This window comes from Pseudomonas sp. 06C 126, from assembly GCF_001855215.1.
Taxonomy (GTDB): Bacteria; Pseudomonadota; Gammaproteobacteria; order Pseudomonadales; family Pseudomonadaceae; genus Aquipseudomonas; species Aquipseudomonas proteolytica.
Window position 1 is genome coordinate 13,717 of the sequence record NZ_MIFU01000045.1, and the last position, 15,878, is coordinate 29,594.

The following is a 15,878-nucleotide window of genomic DNA, read 5'->3' on the forward strand; positions in this document are numbered from 1 at the left end:
TGTAGGAGCGAGCTTGCTCGCGAAAAACGTCAACGATAACGCGGGCGGCCTGATGGAACGCGGCGCCCTCAGGTTTTTCGCGAGCAAGCTCGCTCCTACAGTTTTCGACCTCCAGTCAGCATTTGCTCAGGCCATGTCGTAAACGCACCTTTGCGTGGCGTGCGTAGGCATTTGACCTGTCTGCGCCAGCCCTACCATCGCATCAAAGGGCCCTGCACGGGCCTCAACAATACGAAAGGCTGGGAGAGACGCGATGTTCAGCAAACAAGACCAGATCCAGGGATATGACGACGCACTGCTGGCGGCCATGAATGCCGAGGAGCAGCGTCAGGAAGATCATATCGAGCTGATCGCGTCGGAGAACTACACCAGCAAGCGTGTGATGGAAGCTCAAGGCAGCGGCCTCACCAACAAATACGCCGAAGGCTATCCGGGCAAACGCTACTACGGCGGCTGCGAGCACGTGGACAAGGTTGAAGCCCTGGCCATCGAACGCGCCAAGCAGCTGTTCGGCGCCGATTACGCCAACGTGCAGCCGCACTCTGGTTCGTCGGCCAACAGCGCGGTGTACCTGGCGCTGCTGAACGCCGGTGACACCATCCTCGGCATGAGCCTGGCCCACGGCGGTCACCTGACCCACGGCGCCAAGGTGTCGTCCTCGGGCAAGCTGTACAACGCCGTGCAGTACGGCATCAACACCGACACCGGCCTGATCGACTACGACGAAGTCGAGCGCCTGGCCGTGGAGCACAAGCCGAAAATGGTCGTGGCCGGTTTCTCTGCCTACTCCAAGACCCTGGATTTCCCGCGCTTTCGCCAGATCGCCGACAAGGTTGGCGCGCTGCTGTTCGTCGACATGGCCCACGTCGCAGGCTTGGTTGCCGCCGGCCTGTACCCGAACCCGCTGCCGTACGCCGATGTGGTGACCACCACCACCCACAAGACCCTGCGCGGTCCACGGGGTGGCCTGATCCTGGCCAAGTCCAACGAAGAGATTGAGAAAAAACTCAACTCCGCCGTGTTCCCAGGCGCACAGGGCGGCCCGCTGATGCACGTGATCGCGGGCAAGGCTGTGTGCTTCAAGGAGGCGATGGAGCCGGGCTTCAAAGCTTATCAACAGCAGGTGATCGACAACGGCCAGGCCATGGCCAGCGTGTTTATCAAGCGTGGCTACGATGTGGTATCCGGCGGCACCGATAACCACCTGTTCCTGGTCAGCCTGATCCGCCAGGGCCTCACCGGCAAGGACGCAGACGCTGCCCTCGGTCGTGCCCATATCACCGTCAACAAGAACGCCGTGCCCAATGACCCCCAGTCGCCGTTCGTGACCTCGGGCCTGCGCATCGGCACCCCGGCGGTGACCACACGCGGTTTCAAAGTGGCGCAGTGCGTCGAGTTGGCTGGCTGGATCTGCGACATCCTCGACAACCTCGGCGACGCCGATGTCGAGGCCAACGTGGCCAAGCACGTGTCTGCCCTGTGCGCTGATTTCCCGGTTTATCGCTGAGCGCGGTTTTGGAGTAATGACTATGCAACGCTACTCAGGCTTCGGCCTCTTCAAGCACTCACTCAGCCACCACGAAAACTGGCAGAAGATGTGGCGCACGCCGACCCCTAAAAAGGTGTATGACGTGGTCATCGTCGGCGGCGGCGGGCATGGTCTGGCGACCGCTTATTACCTGGCCAAGGAACACGGGATCACCAACGTGGCCGTGGTCGAGAAAGGTTGGCTGGGCGGCGGTAACACCGCGCGCAACACCACCATCGTGCGTTCCAACTACCTGTGGGATGAGTCGGCGCACCTGTACGAACACGCAATGAAGCTGTGGGAAGGTCTGTCCCAGGACTTGAACTACAACGTGATGTTTTCCCAGCGCGGCGTCTACAACCTGTGCCACACCCTGCAGGACATCCGTGATTCCGAGCGTCGCGTGAGCGCCAACCGCCTCAATGGCGTGGACGGCGAGCTGCTCAACGCCAAGCAAGTGGCCGACGAGATCCCGTACCTCGATTGCTCGAAGAACACCCGCTATCCGGTCCTCGGCGCCACCGTGCAACGGCGCGGCGGCGTGGCCCGTCACGATGCCGTGGCCTGGGGCTTTGCCCGCGCCGCCGACGCCCTGGGCGTGGACCTGATCCAGCAGACCGAAGTCATCGGTTTTCGCAAGGAAAACGGCGTGTGCATCGGCGTGGAAACCAACAAAGGCTTTATCGGTGCCAAGCGCGTCGGTGTGGTCACCGCGGGTAATTCCGGGCACATGGCCTCGCTGGCAGGCTTCCGTCTGCCAATCGAATCCCACCCGCTGCAAGCGTTGGTGTCGGAGCCGATCAAGCCGATTATCGACAGCGTGATCATGTCCAACGCGGTACACGGTTACATCAGCCAGTCCGACAAGGGCGACCTGGTGATCGGCGCCGGTATCGACGGCTACAACGGCTACGGCCAGCGCGGCTCGTACCCGGTGATCGAACACACCATCCAGGCCATCGTCGAGATGTTCCCGGTGCTCTCGCGGGTGCGCATGAACCGCCAGTGGGGCGGCATCGTTGACACCACGCCGGACGCCTGCCCGATCATCTCCAAGACCCCGGTGGCGAACATGTTCTTCAACTGCGGTTGGGGCACCGGTGGCTTCAAGGCTACCCCCGGCTCAGGCAACGTATTTGCCGCGAGCCTGGCCAAGGGTGAAATGCACCCGTTGGCGGCACCTTTCTCCATCGACCGTTTCCACAACGGTGCGCTGATCGACGAACACGGCGCTGCGGCCGTCGCCCACTAACAGGAGAAACTCCCTATGTTGCATATCTTCTGTCCTCACTGTGGCGAACTGCGCTCCGAGGAAGAGTTTCACGCCTCCGGCCAAGCGCATATCCCGCGCCCGCTGGACCCCAACGCCTGCACCGACGAACAGTGGGGCGACTACATGTTCTTCCGCGATAACCCACGCGGCCTGCACCACGAACTGTGGATTCACGCTGCCGGTTGCCGCCAGTATTTCAACGCGACCCGCGACACCGTGACCTACGAAATTCTTGAAACCTACAAGATCGGCGAGAAGCCACAATTCACCGCCAAGGCTTCTGGAGAGAAGGTATGAGCCAGATCAATCGCCTGTCCAACGGTGGCCGCATTGACCGTAATAAAGTCCTGACGTTTACCTTCAACGGCCAGAGCTACAAAGGCTTTGAAGGCGACACCCTGGCCGCAGCCTTGCTGGCCAACGGCGTGGATGTCATCGGCCGCAGCTTCAAGTACTCGCGCCCGCGCGGCATCTTTGCCGCTGGCGCCGAAGAGCCGAACGCGGTGCTGCAGATCGGCGCCACCGAAGCCACGCAGATTCCCAACGTGCGCGCCACGCAACAGGCGCTGTACCAGGGCCTGGTCGCCACCAGCACCAACGGCTGGCCGAGCGTGAACAACGACATGATGGGCATCCTCGGCAAGGTCGGCGGCAAGCTGATGCCGCCGGGTTTCTACTACAAAACCTTCATGTACCCGCAATCGTTCTGGATGACCTACGAGAAGTACATCCGCAAGGCCGCAGGGCTGGGTCGCTCGCCGACCGAGAACGATCCGGACACCTACGACTACATGAACCGCCACTGCGACGTGCTGATCGTCGGTGCCGGGCCTGCAGGCCTGTCGGCTGCCCTGGCGGCTGCGCGCAGTGGTGCGCGGGTGATCATCGCCGATGAGCAGGAAGAATTCGGCGGGTCGTTGCTGGACTCCCGTGAAAGCCTGGATGGCAAGCCGGCAGCCGATTGGGTCGCCAGTGTGATTGCCGAACTCAAGGCCCTGCCGGACGTGGTGCTGCTGCCTCGTGCTACCGTCAACGGCTATCACGACCATAACTTCCTGACCATCCACGAGCGCCTCACCGACCACCTCGGCGACCGCGCGCCGATTGGCGTGGTGCGCCAGCGTATCCACCGTGTGCGGGCCAAGCGCGTAGTGCTGGCGACCGGTGCTTGCGAGCGCCCGCTGGTGTACGGCAATAACGACGTGCCGGGCAACATGCTGGCGGGCGCGGTTTCGACTTACGTGCGCCGTTACGGCGTGGCGCCGGGTAAAAAACTGCTGCTGTCGACCAACAACGATCACGCCTACCGCGTGGCGCTGGACTGGTTCGACGCCGGCCTTGCAGTCGTAGCGGTAGCCGATGCCCGCCACAACCCACGCGGTGCGCTGGTGGAAGAAGCCCGCGCCAAAGGTATTCGTATCCTCACCGGCAACGCTGTGATCGAGGCCCGTGGCAGCAAGCACGTGACCGGTGCGCGAGTGGCGGCTATCGATGTCAAAGCCCACACCGTTACCAGCCCCGGCGAATGGCTGGACTGCGACCTGGTGGCCAGTTCCGGCGGCTACAGCCCGGTGGTCCACCTGGCCTCGCATCTGGGCGGCAAGCCGACCTGGCGTGAAGACATCCTCGGTTTTGTACCGGGCGAAGCCCCGCAGAAACGCGTGTGCGTCGGTGGCATCAACGGCGTCTACGGCCTGGGTGACTCACTGGCCGACGGCTTTGAGGGGGGCGTACGTGCCGCCAGCGAAGCCGGGTTTGCCCCGGTGGAAGGTACGCTGCCCAAGGCCCTGACGCGCCTTGAGGAGCCAACCCTGGCGCTGTTCCAGGTGCCGCACGAGAAGGCCACTGCGCGGGCGCCCAAACAATTTGTCGACCTGCAAAACGACGTCACCGCCGCCGCCATCGAACTGGCGACCCGCGAAGGCTTCGAGTCGGTGGAGCACGTCAAGCGCTACACCGCGCTGGGCTTCGGTACCGACCAAGGCAAGCTGGGCAACGTCAACGGCCTGGCCATTGCTGCGCGTTCGCTGAACGTGACCATCCCGCAGATGGGCACCACCATGTTCCGCCCCAACTACACGCCGGTGACTTTCGGCGCGGTGGCGGGCCGACACTGTGGGCATATCTTCGAGCCGGTGCGCTACACTGCGCTGCAAGCCTGGCACGTCAAAAACGGCGCCGAGTTCGAGGATGTCGGCCAGTGGAAACGCCCGTGGTACTTCCCACGCAACGGTGAAGACCTGCACGCGGCAGTCAAGCGCGAATGCCTGGCCGTGCGCGACAGCGTCGGCCTGCTGGACGCCTCGACCCTGGGCAAGATCGATATCCAGGGCCCGGATGCCCGTGAGTTCCTCAACCGCATCTACAGCAACGCCTGGACCAAGCTCGATGTGGGCAAGGCGCGTTACGGCCTGATGTGCAAGGAAGACGGCATGGTCTTCGACGATGGCGTGACTGCCTGCCTGGCGGACAACCACTTCCTGATGACCACCACCACCGGCGGCGCCGCCCGCGTGCTGCAGTGGCTGGAAATCTACCAGCAGACCGAATGGCCGGACCTGAAGGTGTACTTCACCTCGGTCACCGACCACTGGGCGACCATGACCCTGTCCGGACCCAACAGCCGCAAGCTGTTGAGCGAAGTCACCGACATCGACCTGGACAAGGACGGCTTCCCGTTCATGACCTGGAAAGAAGGCCTGGTGGGCGGCGTGCCGGCGCGGGTGTTCCGTATCTCGTTTACCGGTGAGCTGTCGTACGAAGTCAACGTGCAGGCCGACTACGCCATGGGCGTGCTGGAACAGATCGTCGAAGCCGGCAAGCAATACAACCTGACCCCGTACGGCACCGAGACCATGCACGTACTGCGGGCCGAGAAGGGTTTCATCATCGTGGGGCAAGACACCGACGGCTCGATGACCCCGGACGACCTGAACATGGGCTGGTGCGTTGGCCGTACCAAACCGTTCTCGTGGATCGGCTGGCGTGGGATGAACCGTGAAGATTGCGTGCGTGAAGAACGCAAGCAACTGGTGGGCTTGAAGCCGATTGATCCGAAGGTGTGGCTGCCGGAAGGCGCGCAACTGGTGTTTGATCCGAAGCAGACGATCCCGATGAAGATGGTCGGTCACGTTACTTCGAGTTATGCCCATAACTCCCTTGGGTATTCGTTTGCGATGGCGGTGGTCAAGGGCGGCTTGAAGCGTATGGGTGAGCGGGTGTTTTCACCGCAGGCGGATGGCAGTGTGATCGAGGCCGAGATTGTGTCTTCGGTGTTCTTTGATCCGAAGGGTGATCGCCAGAACATCTGATAGACCGAGTCGCCTGCATCGCAGGCAAGCCAGCTCCCACAGGGGAATGCATTCCAAAGGTGGGAGTGGGCTTGCCCGCGATGGCGCCAGTAGATTCACCACAGAATTCAAGAAAGGTGCTTTATGACCGCAGCCAATGTGTACCAACAACGCCCCACCGCCGGCGCCAAGGCCGAGTCGTCGCTGCACCATGCCGACCTCGCCAGCCTGGCCGGCAAGGGCCGCAAGAACGCCGGCGTGACCGTGCGTGAAAAGAAACTCCTTGGCCACCTGACCCTCCGTGGCGATGGCCATGACGCCGCGTTTGCCGCTGGCGTACACAAGGCCCTGGGCATCGAGTTGCCCGGCGCCCTGACAGTGGTCGTCAACGGTGAAACCAGCCTGCAATGGCTCGGCCCGGATGAGTGGCTGCTGGTGGTGCCTAGCGGTGAAGAGTTCGCTGCCGAGCAAAACCTGCGTGCCGCGCTGGGGGATTTGCATATCCAGATCGTCAATGTCAGCGGCGGCCAGCAGATCCTCGAACTCAGCGGCCCGAACGTGCGCGATGTGCTGATGAAGTCCACCAGCTACGACGTGCACCCCGACAACTTCCCGGTGGGCAAGGCGGTGGGCACGGTGTTTGCCAAGTCGCAACTGGTGATCCGGCATACCGCCGAGGACACGTGGGAGCTGCTGATTCGGCGCAGCTTCTCGGATTACTGGTGGTTGTGGTTGCAGGACGCGGCGGCCGAATATGGCCTGAATGTCCAAGCCTGACATGACCCTGTAGGGGCGAGCTTGCTCGCGAAAAACGTCAACGAAAACGCGCGCATCCTGAATGAACGCGGTGCCCTTGGATTTTTCGCGAGCAAGCTCGCTCCTACAGTAAGCAGCATCGCTGTATGAGGAGTTAACTGTAATGAGCCGCGCACCCGATACATGGATTTTGACCGCCGATTGCCCCAGCGTGCTCGGCACGGTGGACGCGGTCACCCGCTATCTGTTCGAGCAGGGCTGCTACGTCACCGAGCACCACTCGTTCGATGACCGCCTCTCGGGGCGCTTTTTTATCCGCGTGGAATTCCGTCAACCCGACGGTTTCGACGAACAGGGTTTTCGCGACGGCCTGGCCACCCGTGGCGAAGCCTTTGGGATGATTTTCGAGCTGACGGCGCCTAATTACCGGCCAAAAGTGGTGATCATGGTCTCCAAGGCCGATCACTGTCTCAACGACCTGCTGTATCGCCAGCGCATCGGCCAGCTGTCGATGGACGTGGTCGCGGTGGTGTCCAACCACCCTGATCTCAAGCCCCTGGCCGACTGGCACCAGATTCCCTACTACCATTTCCCCCTCGACCCCAACGACAAACCGTCCCAGGAGCGTCAGGTGTGGCAGGTGATTGAAGAGGCCGGCGCCGAGCTGGTGATCCTTGCGCGCTACATGCAAGTGCTGTCACCGGAGCTGTGCCGCAAGCTCGATGGCAAGGCGATCAATATCCATCACTCCCTGCTGCCGGGGTTCAAGGGTGCCAAGCCGTATCACCAGGCCTACAACAAAGGGGTGAAGCTGGTCGGCGCCACCGCGCACTACATCAACAACGACCTGGACGAAGGCCCGATCATCGCCCAGGGCGTGGAGGTGGTGGACCACAGTCATTACCCCGAGGATTTGATTGCCAAGGGGCGGGATATCGAAGGGCTGACCTTGGCCCGGGCGGTGGGGTATCACATTGAGCGGCGGGTGTTTTTGAACGCCAATAGGACTGTGGTGCTCTGACGGGCGCCATCGCAGGCAAGCCAGCTCCTACAGTAGGAATGCGTACACCTGTAGGAGCGGGCTTGCCCGCGAAGAGGCCCTTACTAACAACGCAATAACAGCATCTGCAACCCGAGCACTTAAACGCGCAGCCCAACCCAAGGGCTACGCAGTTCCATAAAAACAACAGCGAGGTGAAAGCATGTCTGGTAATCGTGGTGTCGTGTATCTCGGCAACGGTCAGGTCGAAGTACAGAAAATCGACTATCCCAAAATGCAGGACCCCCGTGGCAGGAAGATTGAGCACGGCGTCATCCTGCGCGTGGTCTCCACCAATATCTGCGGCTCCGACCAACACATGGTGCGCGGCCGCACTACCGCCCAGACCGGCCTGGTACTGGGCCATGAAATCACCGGCGAGGTGATCGAGAAGGGCAGTGATGTCGAGAACCTGAAACTCGGCGACCTGGTGTCGGTGCCGTTCAACGTTGCATGCGGGCGCTGCCGTTCCTGCAAGGAGCAACACACCGGCGTATGCCTGACTGTCAACCCGGCCCGTGCCGGTGGTGCCTACGGCTATGTGGACATGGGTGACTGGACCGGCGGCCAGGCCGAGTACGTGCTGGTGCCGTATGCCGATTTCAACCTGCTCAAACTGCCGGATCGCGACAAGGCCATGGAGAAAATCCGCGACCTGACGTGCCTCTCCGACATCCTGCCGACCGGCTATCACGGTGCAGTCACCGCCGGCGTTGGCCCTGGCAGTACCGTCTACATTGCAGGCGCCGGTCCGGTTGGCCTGGCTGCTGCGGCCTCCGCTCGCCTGCTGGGTGCGGCGGTGGTGATCATTGGTGACGTCAACACCATCCGCCTGGCCCATGCCAAGGCCCAGGGTTTTGAAGTGGTCGACCTGTCCACCGACACCCCGCTGCACGAACAGATTGCCGCGCTGCTCGGCGAGCCGGAAGTGGACTGTGCTGTTGACTGTGTGGGCTTTGAAGCGCGCGGTCATGGGCACGACGGTGTCAAGGCGGAAGCCCCGGCCACGGTACTCAACTCACTGATGGGCGTGGTGCGCGTCGCAGGCAAGATCGGCATCCCCGGCCTGTACGTCACCGAAGATCCGGGTGCGGTGGACGCTGCCGCGAAAATGGGCAGCCTGAGCATTCGCTTCGGCCTGGGCTGGGCCAAGTCCCACAGCTTCCACACCGGCCAGACCCCGGTGATGAAGTACAACCGCCAGTTGATGCAGGCGATCATGTGGGACCGCATCAACATCGCCGAAATCGTCGGCGTACAGGTGATCAGCCTGGACGACGCACCACGCGGTTATGGCGAGTTCGATGCCGGTGTGCCGAAGAAGTTTGTGATTGACCCGCACAAGCTGTTCAGCGCGGCGTAGTCACAGCCACCGATAGCAATGTGGGAGCGGGCTGATGTGGGAGCCGGGCTTGCCCGCGATGGCAGCACCTCGGTCTATCTGAAACACCGAGTCGATGCAATCGCAGGCAAGCCAGCTCCCACACCCGTCCGCTCCCACATTGGTTGTGTGGTGTTTGAGCGTTAGCGAATTGCCAGCGCGCCCTGGTACACCGTCGGGCCGGTAGGCTGCTTGCTCACCGAGCCACCCTTGGTTTCCGAACTGACCATCAACTCGACCGGCTGGCTGATGGTTTCCTGTTGGCGCGGATTCAGGCCGATGATGCCTTTGCCATCCTCCGGCAACAGACCCAGGGATACCGGCGTGCCGCCCGCCGGCAGGGCCCACAGCTCGAGGCTGCGGTCCGGCTCCGGCGCAGTGGCCGCAATCGGTTGGACTTCCAGGTAATCCTTGTGCGCCATGATTTGCGCAGCCGGTTGTTGGGTGGTGCTGACCAGGGTCGCGGCGGACTTCACGCTGTCCTGTGTGTAGAGCGCGCCGCCGATACCGGCAACCACCACCACGCAGACGCCGATGAACAGGCGCGGGCGGGTCCAGAATGAGGGCTTGTGCTCGATCACTGGGGGTTGGGACGCAGTCATAAGGCTCTTCCTGACAAGTTTTGTAGTGTGTTGATTGACCCTGTGGCGGGCGATGGGTTCCTAGTGGCAGTTTGATGGTGTGGGGCTTTGGGGCATTTCTGAACAAATCTGTGGTGTGGAACAACCTATTGGATGCTGAGTCCAACGGCTGCTTCAGCTCCTAAATTTACGAGGTTGTCTCGATGAAGATTTCACGCGGTTTTGCCCTGTCCTGCCTTCTGACCGTGGCGGCCAGCCCGGTGTTTGCAGCAGGCTTCAGCCTGGGCGATGTGGCCAACGCCGTCGCCGGTGCCCAGGGTACCAACAAGGCCGCCGCCGCTGCGCCAACGTCTCAGACCGCCGGCCTGTTGGGCGCTTTGACCAAGCAGTTGAATGTCACCCCGGAGCAGGCTGTCGGTGGTACCGGCGCCATGTTGGGCCTGGCCAAGAACCAACTCAGCAGCACGGACTATTCGCAGTTGGGCAAAAGCGTACCGGGCCTGGACAAGCTGTCGGGTAGCAACGCATTGGGCAGCCTGGGCGCCCTGAGCGGCATGCTCGGCCAAACCGGTGGCAGCAAGACCAGCGGCCTCGATGGCCTGCTGGGTAACGTCAAGGACACCAACGACCTGAACACCGCGTTCAGCGCCTTGGGCATGGACAGCGGCATGATCGGCCAGTTTGCCCCGGTGATCCTGCAATACCTGGGCGGCCAGGGTGCCGACAGCTCATTGCTTGGCAAGCTGGCCCAGGCCTGGGGTACCGGCAGCTAAGGCCGTTCGGCGCGCAGTTGGGCGATGCGCGCATCCTTCTCCATCCAGAGCTGGTTGACCCAGTTCTGGACGCTCTGGCGAAACGCCGGATCATTCTCGTAATCCCCCTGCCACAACGCTGGATCCAGCTCGCGGGTGCGGATATCCACAATCACGCGGGGCACCGCGCCGCTGATCAAATCCCAGAACCCCGGAATCTTCTCCTGTGGATACACCACGGTCACGTCGAGGATCGCGTCCAGCTGTTCGCCCATTGCCGCCAGCACAAACGCCACGCCACCGGCCTTGGGCTTGAGCAGGCGGGCGAAAGGTGAGCCCTGTTGGGCACGCTTGGCCGCGGTGAAGCGCGTGCCTTCCAGGTAGTTGACCACCGTCACCGGCTGGCGCTTGAACAGCTCGCACGCCTGTTTGGTGATCTTCAGGTCCTGGCCCGCCCGTTCCGGGTGCTTGGCCAGGAACGCCTTGCTGTAGCGCTTCATGAACGGGTAGTCCAGGGCCCACCAGGCCAAGCCCAGGAACGGTACCCAGATCAGTTCCTTTTTCAGGAAGAACTTGAAGAACGGCGTGCGCCGGTTGAGGGTCTGGATCAGCGCCGGGATATCCACCCAGGATTGGTGGTTGCTGATCACCAGGTACGAGGTGTCGCCGCGCAGGCCCGTATCGCCGCGAATATCCCATTGGGTGGGGATGCACCAGGCGAAGATCAGCTTGTCGATCTCGGCCCAGGTCTCGGCGATCCACATCACTGCGGCTGAGGCGTAGTCCCGTGAACGACCGGGGGCCACCAGCTTGAGCAGGGCGAAGACCAGCAGGGGGCCGATCAGGATCAGCGTGTTGAGTAACAGCAGCAGTGTGACGAAACAGCCGGTGAGCAGGCGGCGCATAAGGAACTCTTGCAAGCGGTTGGACGGGCCATGATAAGCAGCTTGAGTCTAGAGGCCAAATCGCAAATGGCCTGACGAATGTTTCACTTTGTGTTGCGTATGCTGGGTAACGATCCAACTTTGGGCTGCGTTTGCAGTCTAGTATTCGCCTACTTACCTCAAGGAATCCTCCTACGTGAAATCTCTCCTTGCCCTATTAGCCGTGGTGGCCCTGCCGGTCATGGCCGCCGAACCGACCCTGTACGGGCGCTACGAATACATCCAGTTGCCGGAGATCGGCGAGACCTTCAAGGCCAAGATGGACACCGGTGCGCTGACCGCGTCGCTGTCGGCCCGTGACATCGAGACCTTCAGCCGCGATGGCGAGGACTGGGTGCGCTTCCGCCTCAGCGGCAAGGATGTGAGCAACAAGGTCTACGAACACAAAGTGGCGCGCATCAGCAAGATCAAGAACCGCGCCGACGAAGACGAAGACGGCGAAGAAACCAGCGTGGCCAAGCGCCCGGTGGTGGATCTGGAGATGTGCCTGGGCAACGTCAAGCGCACCGTCGAAGTCAACCTCACCGACCGCAGCAGTTTCAACTACCCGCTGTTGATCGGCGCCAAGGCCCTGCGTGAATTCGGCGCCGCCGTGAACCCGGCTCGCCGCTACACCGCCGACAAACCCGACTGCTGATTGACGCCGCATAAGGCATGGGGCACCGTTCACCTTTAGCTCCCAGTGCTCGGACGCCATGCCTCATATCCTGATTGTCGAAGACGAAGCGGCCATTGCCGATACGCTGATTTTTGCCCTGCAAGGCGAAGGCTTCACCACCACCTGGCTGACCCTCGGCCAGGCCGCGCTGGAGCATCAACGGCAGACCCCGGCAGACCTGCTGATCCTCGACATCGGCCTGCCGGACATCAGCGGTTTTGAAACCTGTAAGCAACTGCGCCGTTTCAGCGAAGTGCCGGTGATGTTCCTCAGTGCCCGCGACGGCGAAATCGACCGCGTGGTGGGCCTGGAAATCGGCGCCGATGATTATGTGGTCAAGCCCTTCAGCCCACGGGAAGTGGCGGCGCGGGTCAAGGCGATCCTCAAGCGTGTCGCGCCGGTTGCGGCGCCAGCCAGCGGCGGGCTGTTCCAGGTGGACCACGAGCGCGTGCAGATCCACTATCGCGGGCAGTTGCTGGGCCTGACCCGGCATGAGTTCCGTTTGCTCAACTGCCTGCTGGAGCAGCCCGAGCGGGTGTTCAGCCGCGAGCAACTGCTGGATGCCGTCGGCGTGGCCGCCGATGCCGGCTACGAGCGCAATATCGACAGCCATATCAAAAGCCTGCGCAGCAAGTTGCGGGGCGTGGCCGCCGATGGCGAGCCGATCCAGACCCATCGGGGCCTGGGCTACAGCTACAGCCCGAGCCACGCCTGATGCGCATGGGGCTGCGGATTTTCCTGGTGTATGCGCTGTTCATCGGCCTGACCGGCTACTTTGTGCTCAACACGGTGATGAAGGAAATCCGCCCCGGCGTGCGCCAGTCCACCGAAGAAACCCTGGTGGACACCGCCAACCTGCTGGCGGAAATCCTGCGTGAGGACGTGAAGCACGGCACCCTCGGCCAAAGCCACTGGCCGACCGTGCTCAAGGCCTACGGCGAGCGCCAGCCCGGCGCGACGATCTGGGGGTTGGCGAAGAATCAGGTCAACCACCGTATCTATGTCACCGACGCCAAGGGCGTTGTGCTGCTGGATTCGGCAGGAGTGGCAGTGGGCCAGGACTACTCGAAATGGAACGACGTGTACCTGACTCTGCGCGGCGAATACGGCGCCCGCTCCACCCGCAGCGATGCCGAAGATCCGGCCTCGTCGGTGATGCACGTTGGCGCGCCGATCCGTGATAACGGGCAGATCATCGGCGCGGTCACGGTGGCCAAGCCCAACAGCTCGCTGCAACCTTATGTCGACCGTACCGAGCGCCGCCTGCTGTGGTACGGCGCCGGCCTGGTGGCGCTAGGCCTGTTGCTGGGGGCGCTGTTGTCGTGGTGGCTGAGCGCTGCGCTGCGGCGCCTGACCACCTATGCCCAGGCTGTCAGCGAAGGGCGGCGCGCCGAGTTGCCGCACTATCGCGGCGGTGAGTTGGAGCAGCTGTCCACGGCGGTGGAGCACATGCGCACGCAACTGGAAGGCAAGGCCTATGTCGAGCGTTACGTGCACACCTTGACCCACGAACTGAAAAGCCCACTGGCCGCGATCCGGGGTGCGGCGGAGTTGTTGCAGGGTGAAATGACTGCGGCCCAGCAGCAGCGCTTTGTCGGCAACATCGCCAGCGAGAGCGCACGTCTGCAGCAGTTGATCGAGCGCCTGTTGAACCTGGCCCAGGTCGAGCAGCGCCAAGGGTTGGAGCAGCAAGCCACGGTGCCTTTGGCCGCGTTGGTGGATGAAGTCCTCAAGGCGCAATGCGCGCGGATCGAACAGGCCGGGTTGCAGGTCGAGCGTCTGATCGAGGCGGATGTAAAGCTGTATGGCGAGCCATTCCTGCTGCGCCAGGCCTTGGGCAACCTGCTGGAAAACGCCTTGGACTTTACCCCGCCCGGCGGAACTCTGCGCTTTAGCGCCCAGGTGCGGCATCACGATGTCGATGTGTGCCTGTTCAACCAGGCCGAGCCGATCCCCGAATACGCCCTGCCACGCCTGAGCGAGCGGTTCTACTCCCTGCCGCGCCCGGCCAGCGGGCGCAAAAGCACCGGCCTGGGCCTGAACTTTGTCGAAGAAGTCATGAAGCTGCACGGCGGCTCATTGCAGATCGGCAACGTGCCGGGCGGGGTGCAAGTGGTGCTGCATCTCCACACAGTCTCCACATTGCCCTCATAAATCCCCCACAGGCTGGCGCCAGACTCTCCCCATCAAAACAGGGAGATACCCATGAACCGCAGCCTGCTATTCAAACTGGGCGCCATCGCGCTGCTGATCCTGCTATTGCTGATTCCGTTGCTGATGATCAGCGGCATCATCAACGAGCGCCAGGCGCTACGCGACGGCGTATTGATGGACATTGCCCGCAGTTCCAGCTACAGCCAGCAGGTGAGCGGGCCGTTGATGGTGGTGCCGTATCGCAAGACCGTGCGTGAGTGGAAGCTCAATGAAAAGCTCAACAAACGCTATGAAGTGCTCAGCGAAGAGCAAGGCCGCCTGTACTTCCTGCCAGAACATTTCGAGCTCGACGGCAAGGTGCAAACCGAACTGCGGGCACGGGGGATTTACCAGGCGCGGCTGTTCCATGCCGACAACCGTATCAGTGGCCGCTTTGTGCTGCCGGCGCAGATGGGGATCAAGGAAGACTTTGCCGATTACACGTTTGAACAGGCGTTCCTGGCCGTGGGGATCAGCGACATTCGCGGGATCGAAAACGCCCTGAAACTGGAGCTGGGCAGCCAGCGCCTGGAGTTCGCCCCGGGCACCCAAGTGAGTTTCCTTGGCGCCGGGGTGCATGTCCCGCTGCCCGCCCAGGACAGCAAGAACCCTGCGCCCCTGGACTTCGCGTTCGATCTGCGGCTGCAAGGTACCGAGCAATTGCAAGTGCTGCCGGTGGGCAAGACCAGTGTGGTCAAGCTGGCGTCCAACTGGCCCCACCCAAGCTTTGTCGGCAACTTCCTGCCGGTGCAGCGCGAGATCAACGACCAAGGGTTCAGCGCCAACTGGCAGACCTCATTTTTCTCCACCAACCTTGAAGAGTCGTTGTACGGCTGCGTGGTCGCCAGTCGCTGCGACGACTTCAACCAGCGCAGCTTCGGCGTGAACTTTATCGACCCGGTGGACCAGTACCTCAAGAGCGACCGTGCGATCAAATATGCGCTGCTGTTTATCGCCCTGACGTTCGCCGGCTTCTTCCTGTTCGAAGTGCTCAAGAGCCTGGCGGTGCACCCGATCCAGTACGCGTTGGTGGGGGTGGCTCTGGCGTTTTTCTACCTGCTGCTGTTGTCGCTGTCCGAGCATATCGGCTTTGCCCTGGCGTACCTGATCTCGGCCAGTGCCTGTGTGTTGTTGATCGGTTTTTATGTGTGCCATGTGTTGCGCAGCGTGGCCCACGGCCTGGGATTCTCGGCGGGGTTGGCGGCGTTGTACGGCTTGCTGTACGGGCTGCTGAGTGCCGAGGATTACGCGCTGTTGATGGGCTCGTTGTTGCTGTTCGGGCTGCTGGGCACGGTGATGGTGCTGACACGCAAACTGGACTGGTATGGCGTGGGCAAGCGCAAGGCGAGTGAACAGGAGGCGATGCAATGATCGGGCTACGGGAGGACCAGCGGGAGAGGGTGCAACTGGTGGGGAAAATCAACGCACTGTTTGCGCAGTTGCGCGATGGACTTGTGGTGGTTGGAGGGCTTGCTGTGGCTAA

The 15,878-nt window shown here is 62.2% G+C and carries 14 protein-coding genes and 1 pseudogene; 13 read left to right on the forward strand and 2 right to left on the reverse strand.

What is annotated here, in order from left to right; all coding sequences use genetic code 11:
* Positions 1–13 precede the first annotated feature (13 nt).
* The 8 genes and pseudogenes from BHC62_RS28865 to fdhA form a co-directional block, all read left to right on the forward strand.
* Positions 14–106: pseudogene (locus tag BHC62_RS28865) on the forward strand (outer membrane lipoprotein carrier protein LolA); the annotation flags it as partial.
* 147 nt (positions 107–253) lie between these two features.
* Positions 254–1,507 carry a serine hydroxymethyltransferase gene (locus BHC62_RS06010; protein ID WP_070994475.1) on the forward strand — a complete coding sequence of 418 codons (1,254 nt, stop codon included), beginning with the start codon at positions 254–256 and terminating at the stop codon, positions 1,505–1,507.
* A gap of 22 nt (positions 1,508–1,529) precedes the next feature.
* Positions 1,530–2,780, forward strand: a complete 1,251-nt coding sequence (locus tag BHC62_RS06015) for a sarcosine oxidase subunit beta family protein (protein WP_070994476.1) — start codon at positions 1,530–1,532, stop codon at positions 2,778–2,780.
* 15 nt (positions 2,781–2,795) lie between these two features.
* Complete coding sequence (locus BHC62_RS06020; protein ID WP_003194855.1) at positions 2,796–3,098, forward strand: sarcosine oxidase subunit delta; 303 nt, start codon at positions 2,796–2,798, stop codon at positions 3,096–3,098.
* Positions 3,095–6,112: a sarcosine oxidase subunit alpha gene (locus tag BHC62_RS06025; RefSeq protein WP_070994477.1), complete on the forward strand. Its 3,018-nt coding sequence runs from the start codon at positions 3,095–3,097 to the stop codon at positions 6,110–6,112. Before BHC62_RS06020 ends, BHC62_RS06025 begins: the two co-directional genes overlap by 4 nt.
* A gap of 123 nt (positions 6,113–6,235) precedes the next feature.
* The gene (locus BHC62_RS06030; protein ID WP_070994478.1) at positions 6,236–6,868 is read left to right on the forward strand and encodes a sarcosine oxidase subunit gamma; all 633 of its coding nucleotides are present in this window, start codon (positions 6,236–6,238) and stop codon (positions 6,866–6,868) included.
* A gap of 142 nt (positions 6,869–7,010) precedes the next feature.
* Positions 7,011–7,868, forward strand: coding sequence for a formyltetrahydrofolate deformylase (purU, locus tag BHC62_RS06035; protein WP_029296961.1), 858 nt, complete (start codon positions 7,011–7,013; stop codon positions 7,866–7,868).
* A 181-nt stretch (positions 7,869–8,049) separates the two neighbouring features.
* Entirely contained in the window at positions 8,050–9,249 is a 1,200-nt protein-coding gene (gene fdhA, locus BHC62_RS06040; protein ID WP_029296959.1) for a formaldehyde dehydrogenase, glutathione-independent, read from the forward strand.
* Between the two features lie 161 nt (positions 9,250–9,410).
* Here the strand turns inward: fdhA and BHC62_RS06045 are convergent, their stop codons facing one another.
* Positions 9,411–9,869, reverse strand: a complete 459-nt coding sequence (locus BHC62_RS06045; protein ID WP_029296957.1) for an anti-sigma factor domain-containing protein — start codon at positions 9,867–9,869, stop codon at positions 9,411–9,413.
* Positions 9,870–10,051: 182 nt separating this feature from the next.
* Between BHC62_RS06045 and BHC62_RS06050 the strand changes: the two genes are divergently transcribed.
* On the forward strand, positions 10,052–10,621 hold the full coding sequence (locus BHC62_RS06050; RefSeq protein ID WP_029296955.1) for a DUF2780 domain-containing protein: 570 nt from the start codon (positions 10,052–10,054) through the stop codon (positions 10,619–10,621).
* On the opposite strand, the gene BHC62_RS06055 is transcribed toward BHC62_RS06050, so the two are convergent.
* Positions 10,618–11,505 (reverse strand): acyltransferase, encoded by an 888-nt coding sequence (locus BHC62_RS06055; RefSeq protein WP_070994479.1) that lies wholly within the window; start codon positions 11,503–11,505, stop codon positions 10,618–10,620. The genes BHC62_RS06050 and BHC62_RS06055 overlap by 4 nt on opposite strands.
* Positions 11,506–11,680: 175 nt before the next feature.
* Between BHC62_RS06055 and BHC62_RS06060 the strand changes: the two genes are divergently transcribed.
* Genes BHC62_RS06060 through creD form a run of 4 tightly spaced genes read left to right on the forward strand, consistent with a single transcriptional unit; the run spans position 11,681 to position 15,766 of the window.
* A complete protein-coding gene (locus tag BHC62_RS06060) occupies positions 11,681–12,181 on the forward strand; it encodes an ATP-dependent zinc protease (RefSeq protein WP_070994480.1) in 501 nt (166 codons plus the stop codon).
* A gap of 58 nt (positions 12,182–12,239) precedes the next feature.
* Positions 12,240–12,917 (forward strand): two-component system response regulator CreB, encoded by a 678-nt coding sequence (creB, locus tag BHC62_RS06065; RefSeq protein WP_029296950.1) that lies wholly within the window; start codon positions 12,240–12,242, stop codon positions 12,915–12,917.
* The gene (gene creC / locus BHC62_RS06070) at positions 12,917–14,356 is read left to right on the forward strand and encodes a two-component system sensor histidine kinase CreC (RefSeq protein WP_029296949.1); all 1,440 of its coding nucleotides are present in this window, start codon (positions 12,917–12,919) and stop codon (positions 14,354–14,356) included. Before creB ends, creC begins: the two co-directional genes overlap by 1 nt.
* Before the next feature lie 51 nt (positions 14,357–14,407).
* Positions 14,408–15,766, forward strand: coding sequence for a cell envelope integrity protein CreD (gene creD / locus BHC62_RS06075; protein WP_029296947.1), 1,359 nt, complete (start codon positions 14,408–14,410; stop codon positions 15,764–15,766).
* The last annotated feature ends 112 nt before the right edge of the window (positions 15,767–15,878 follow it).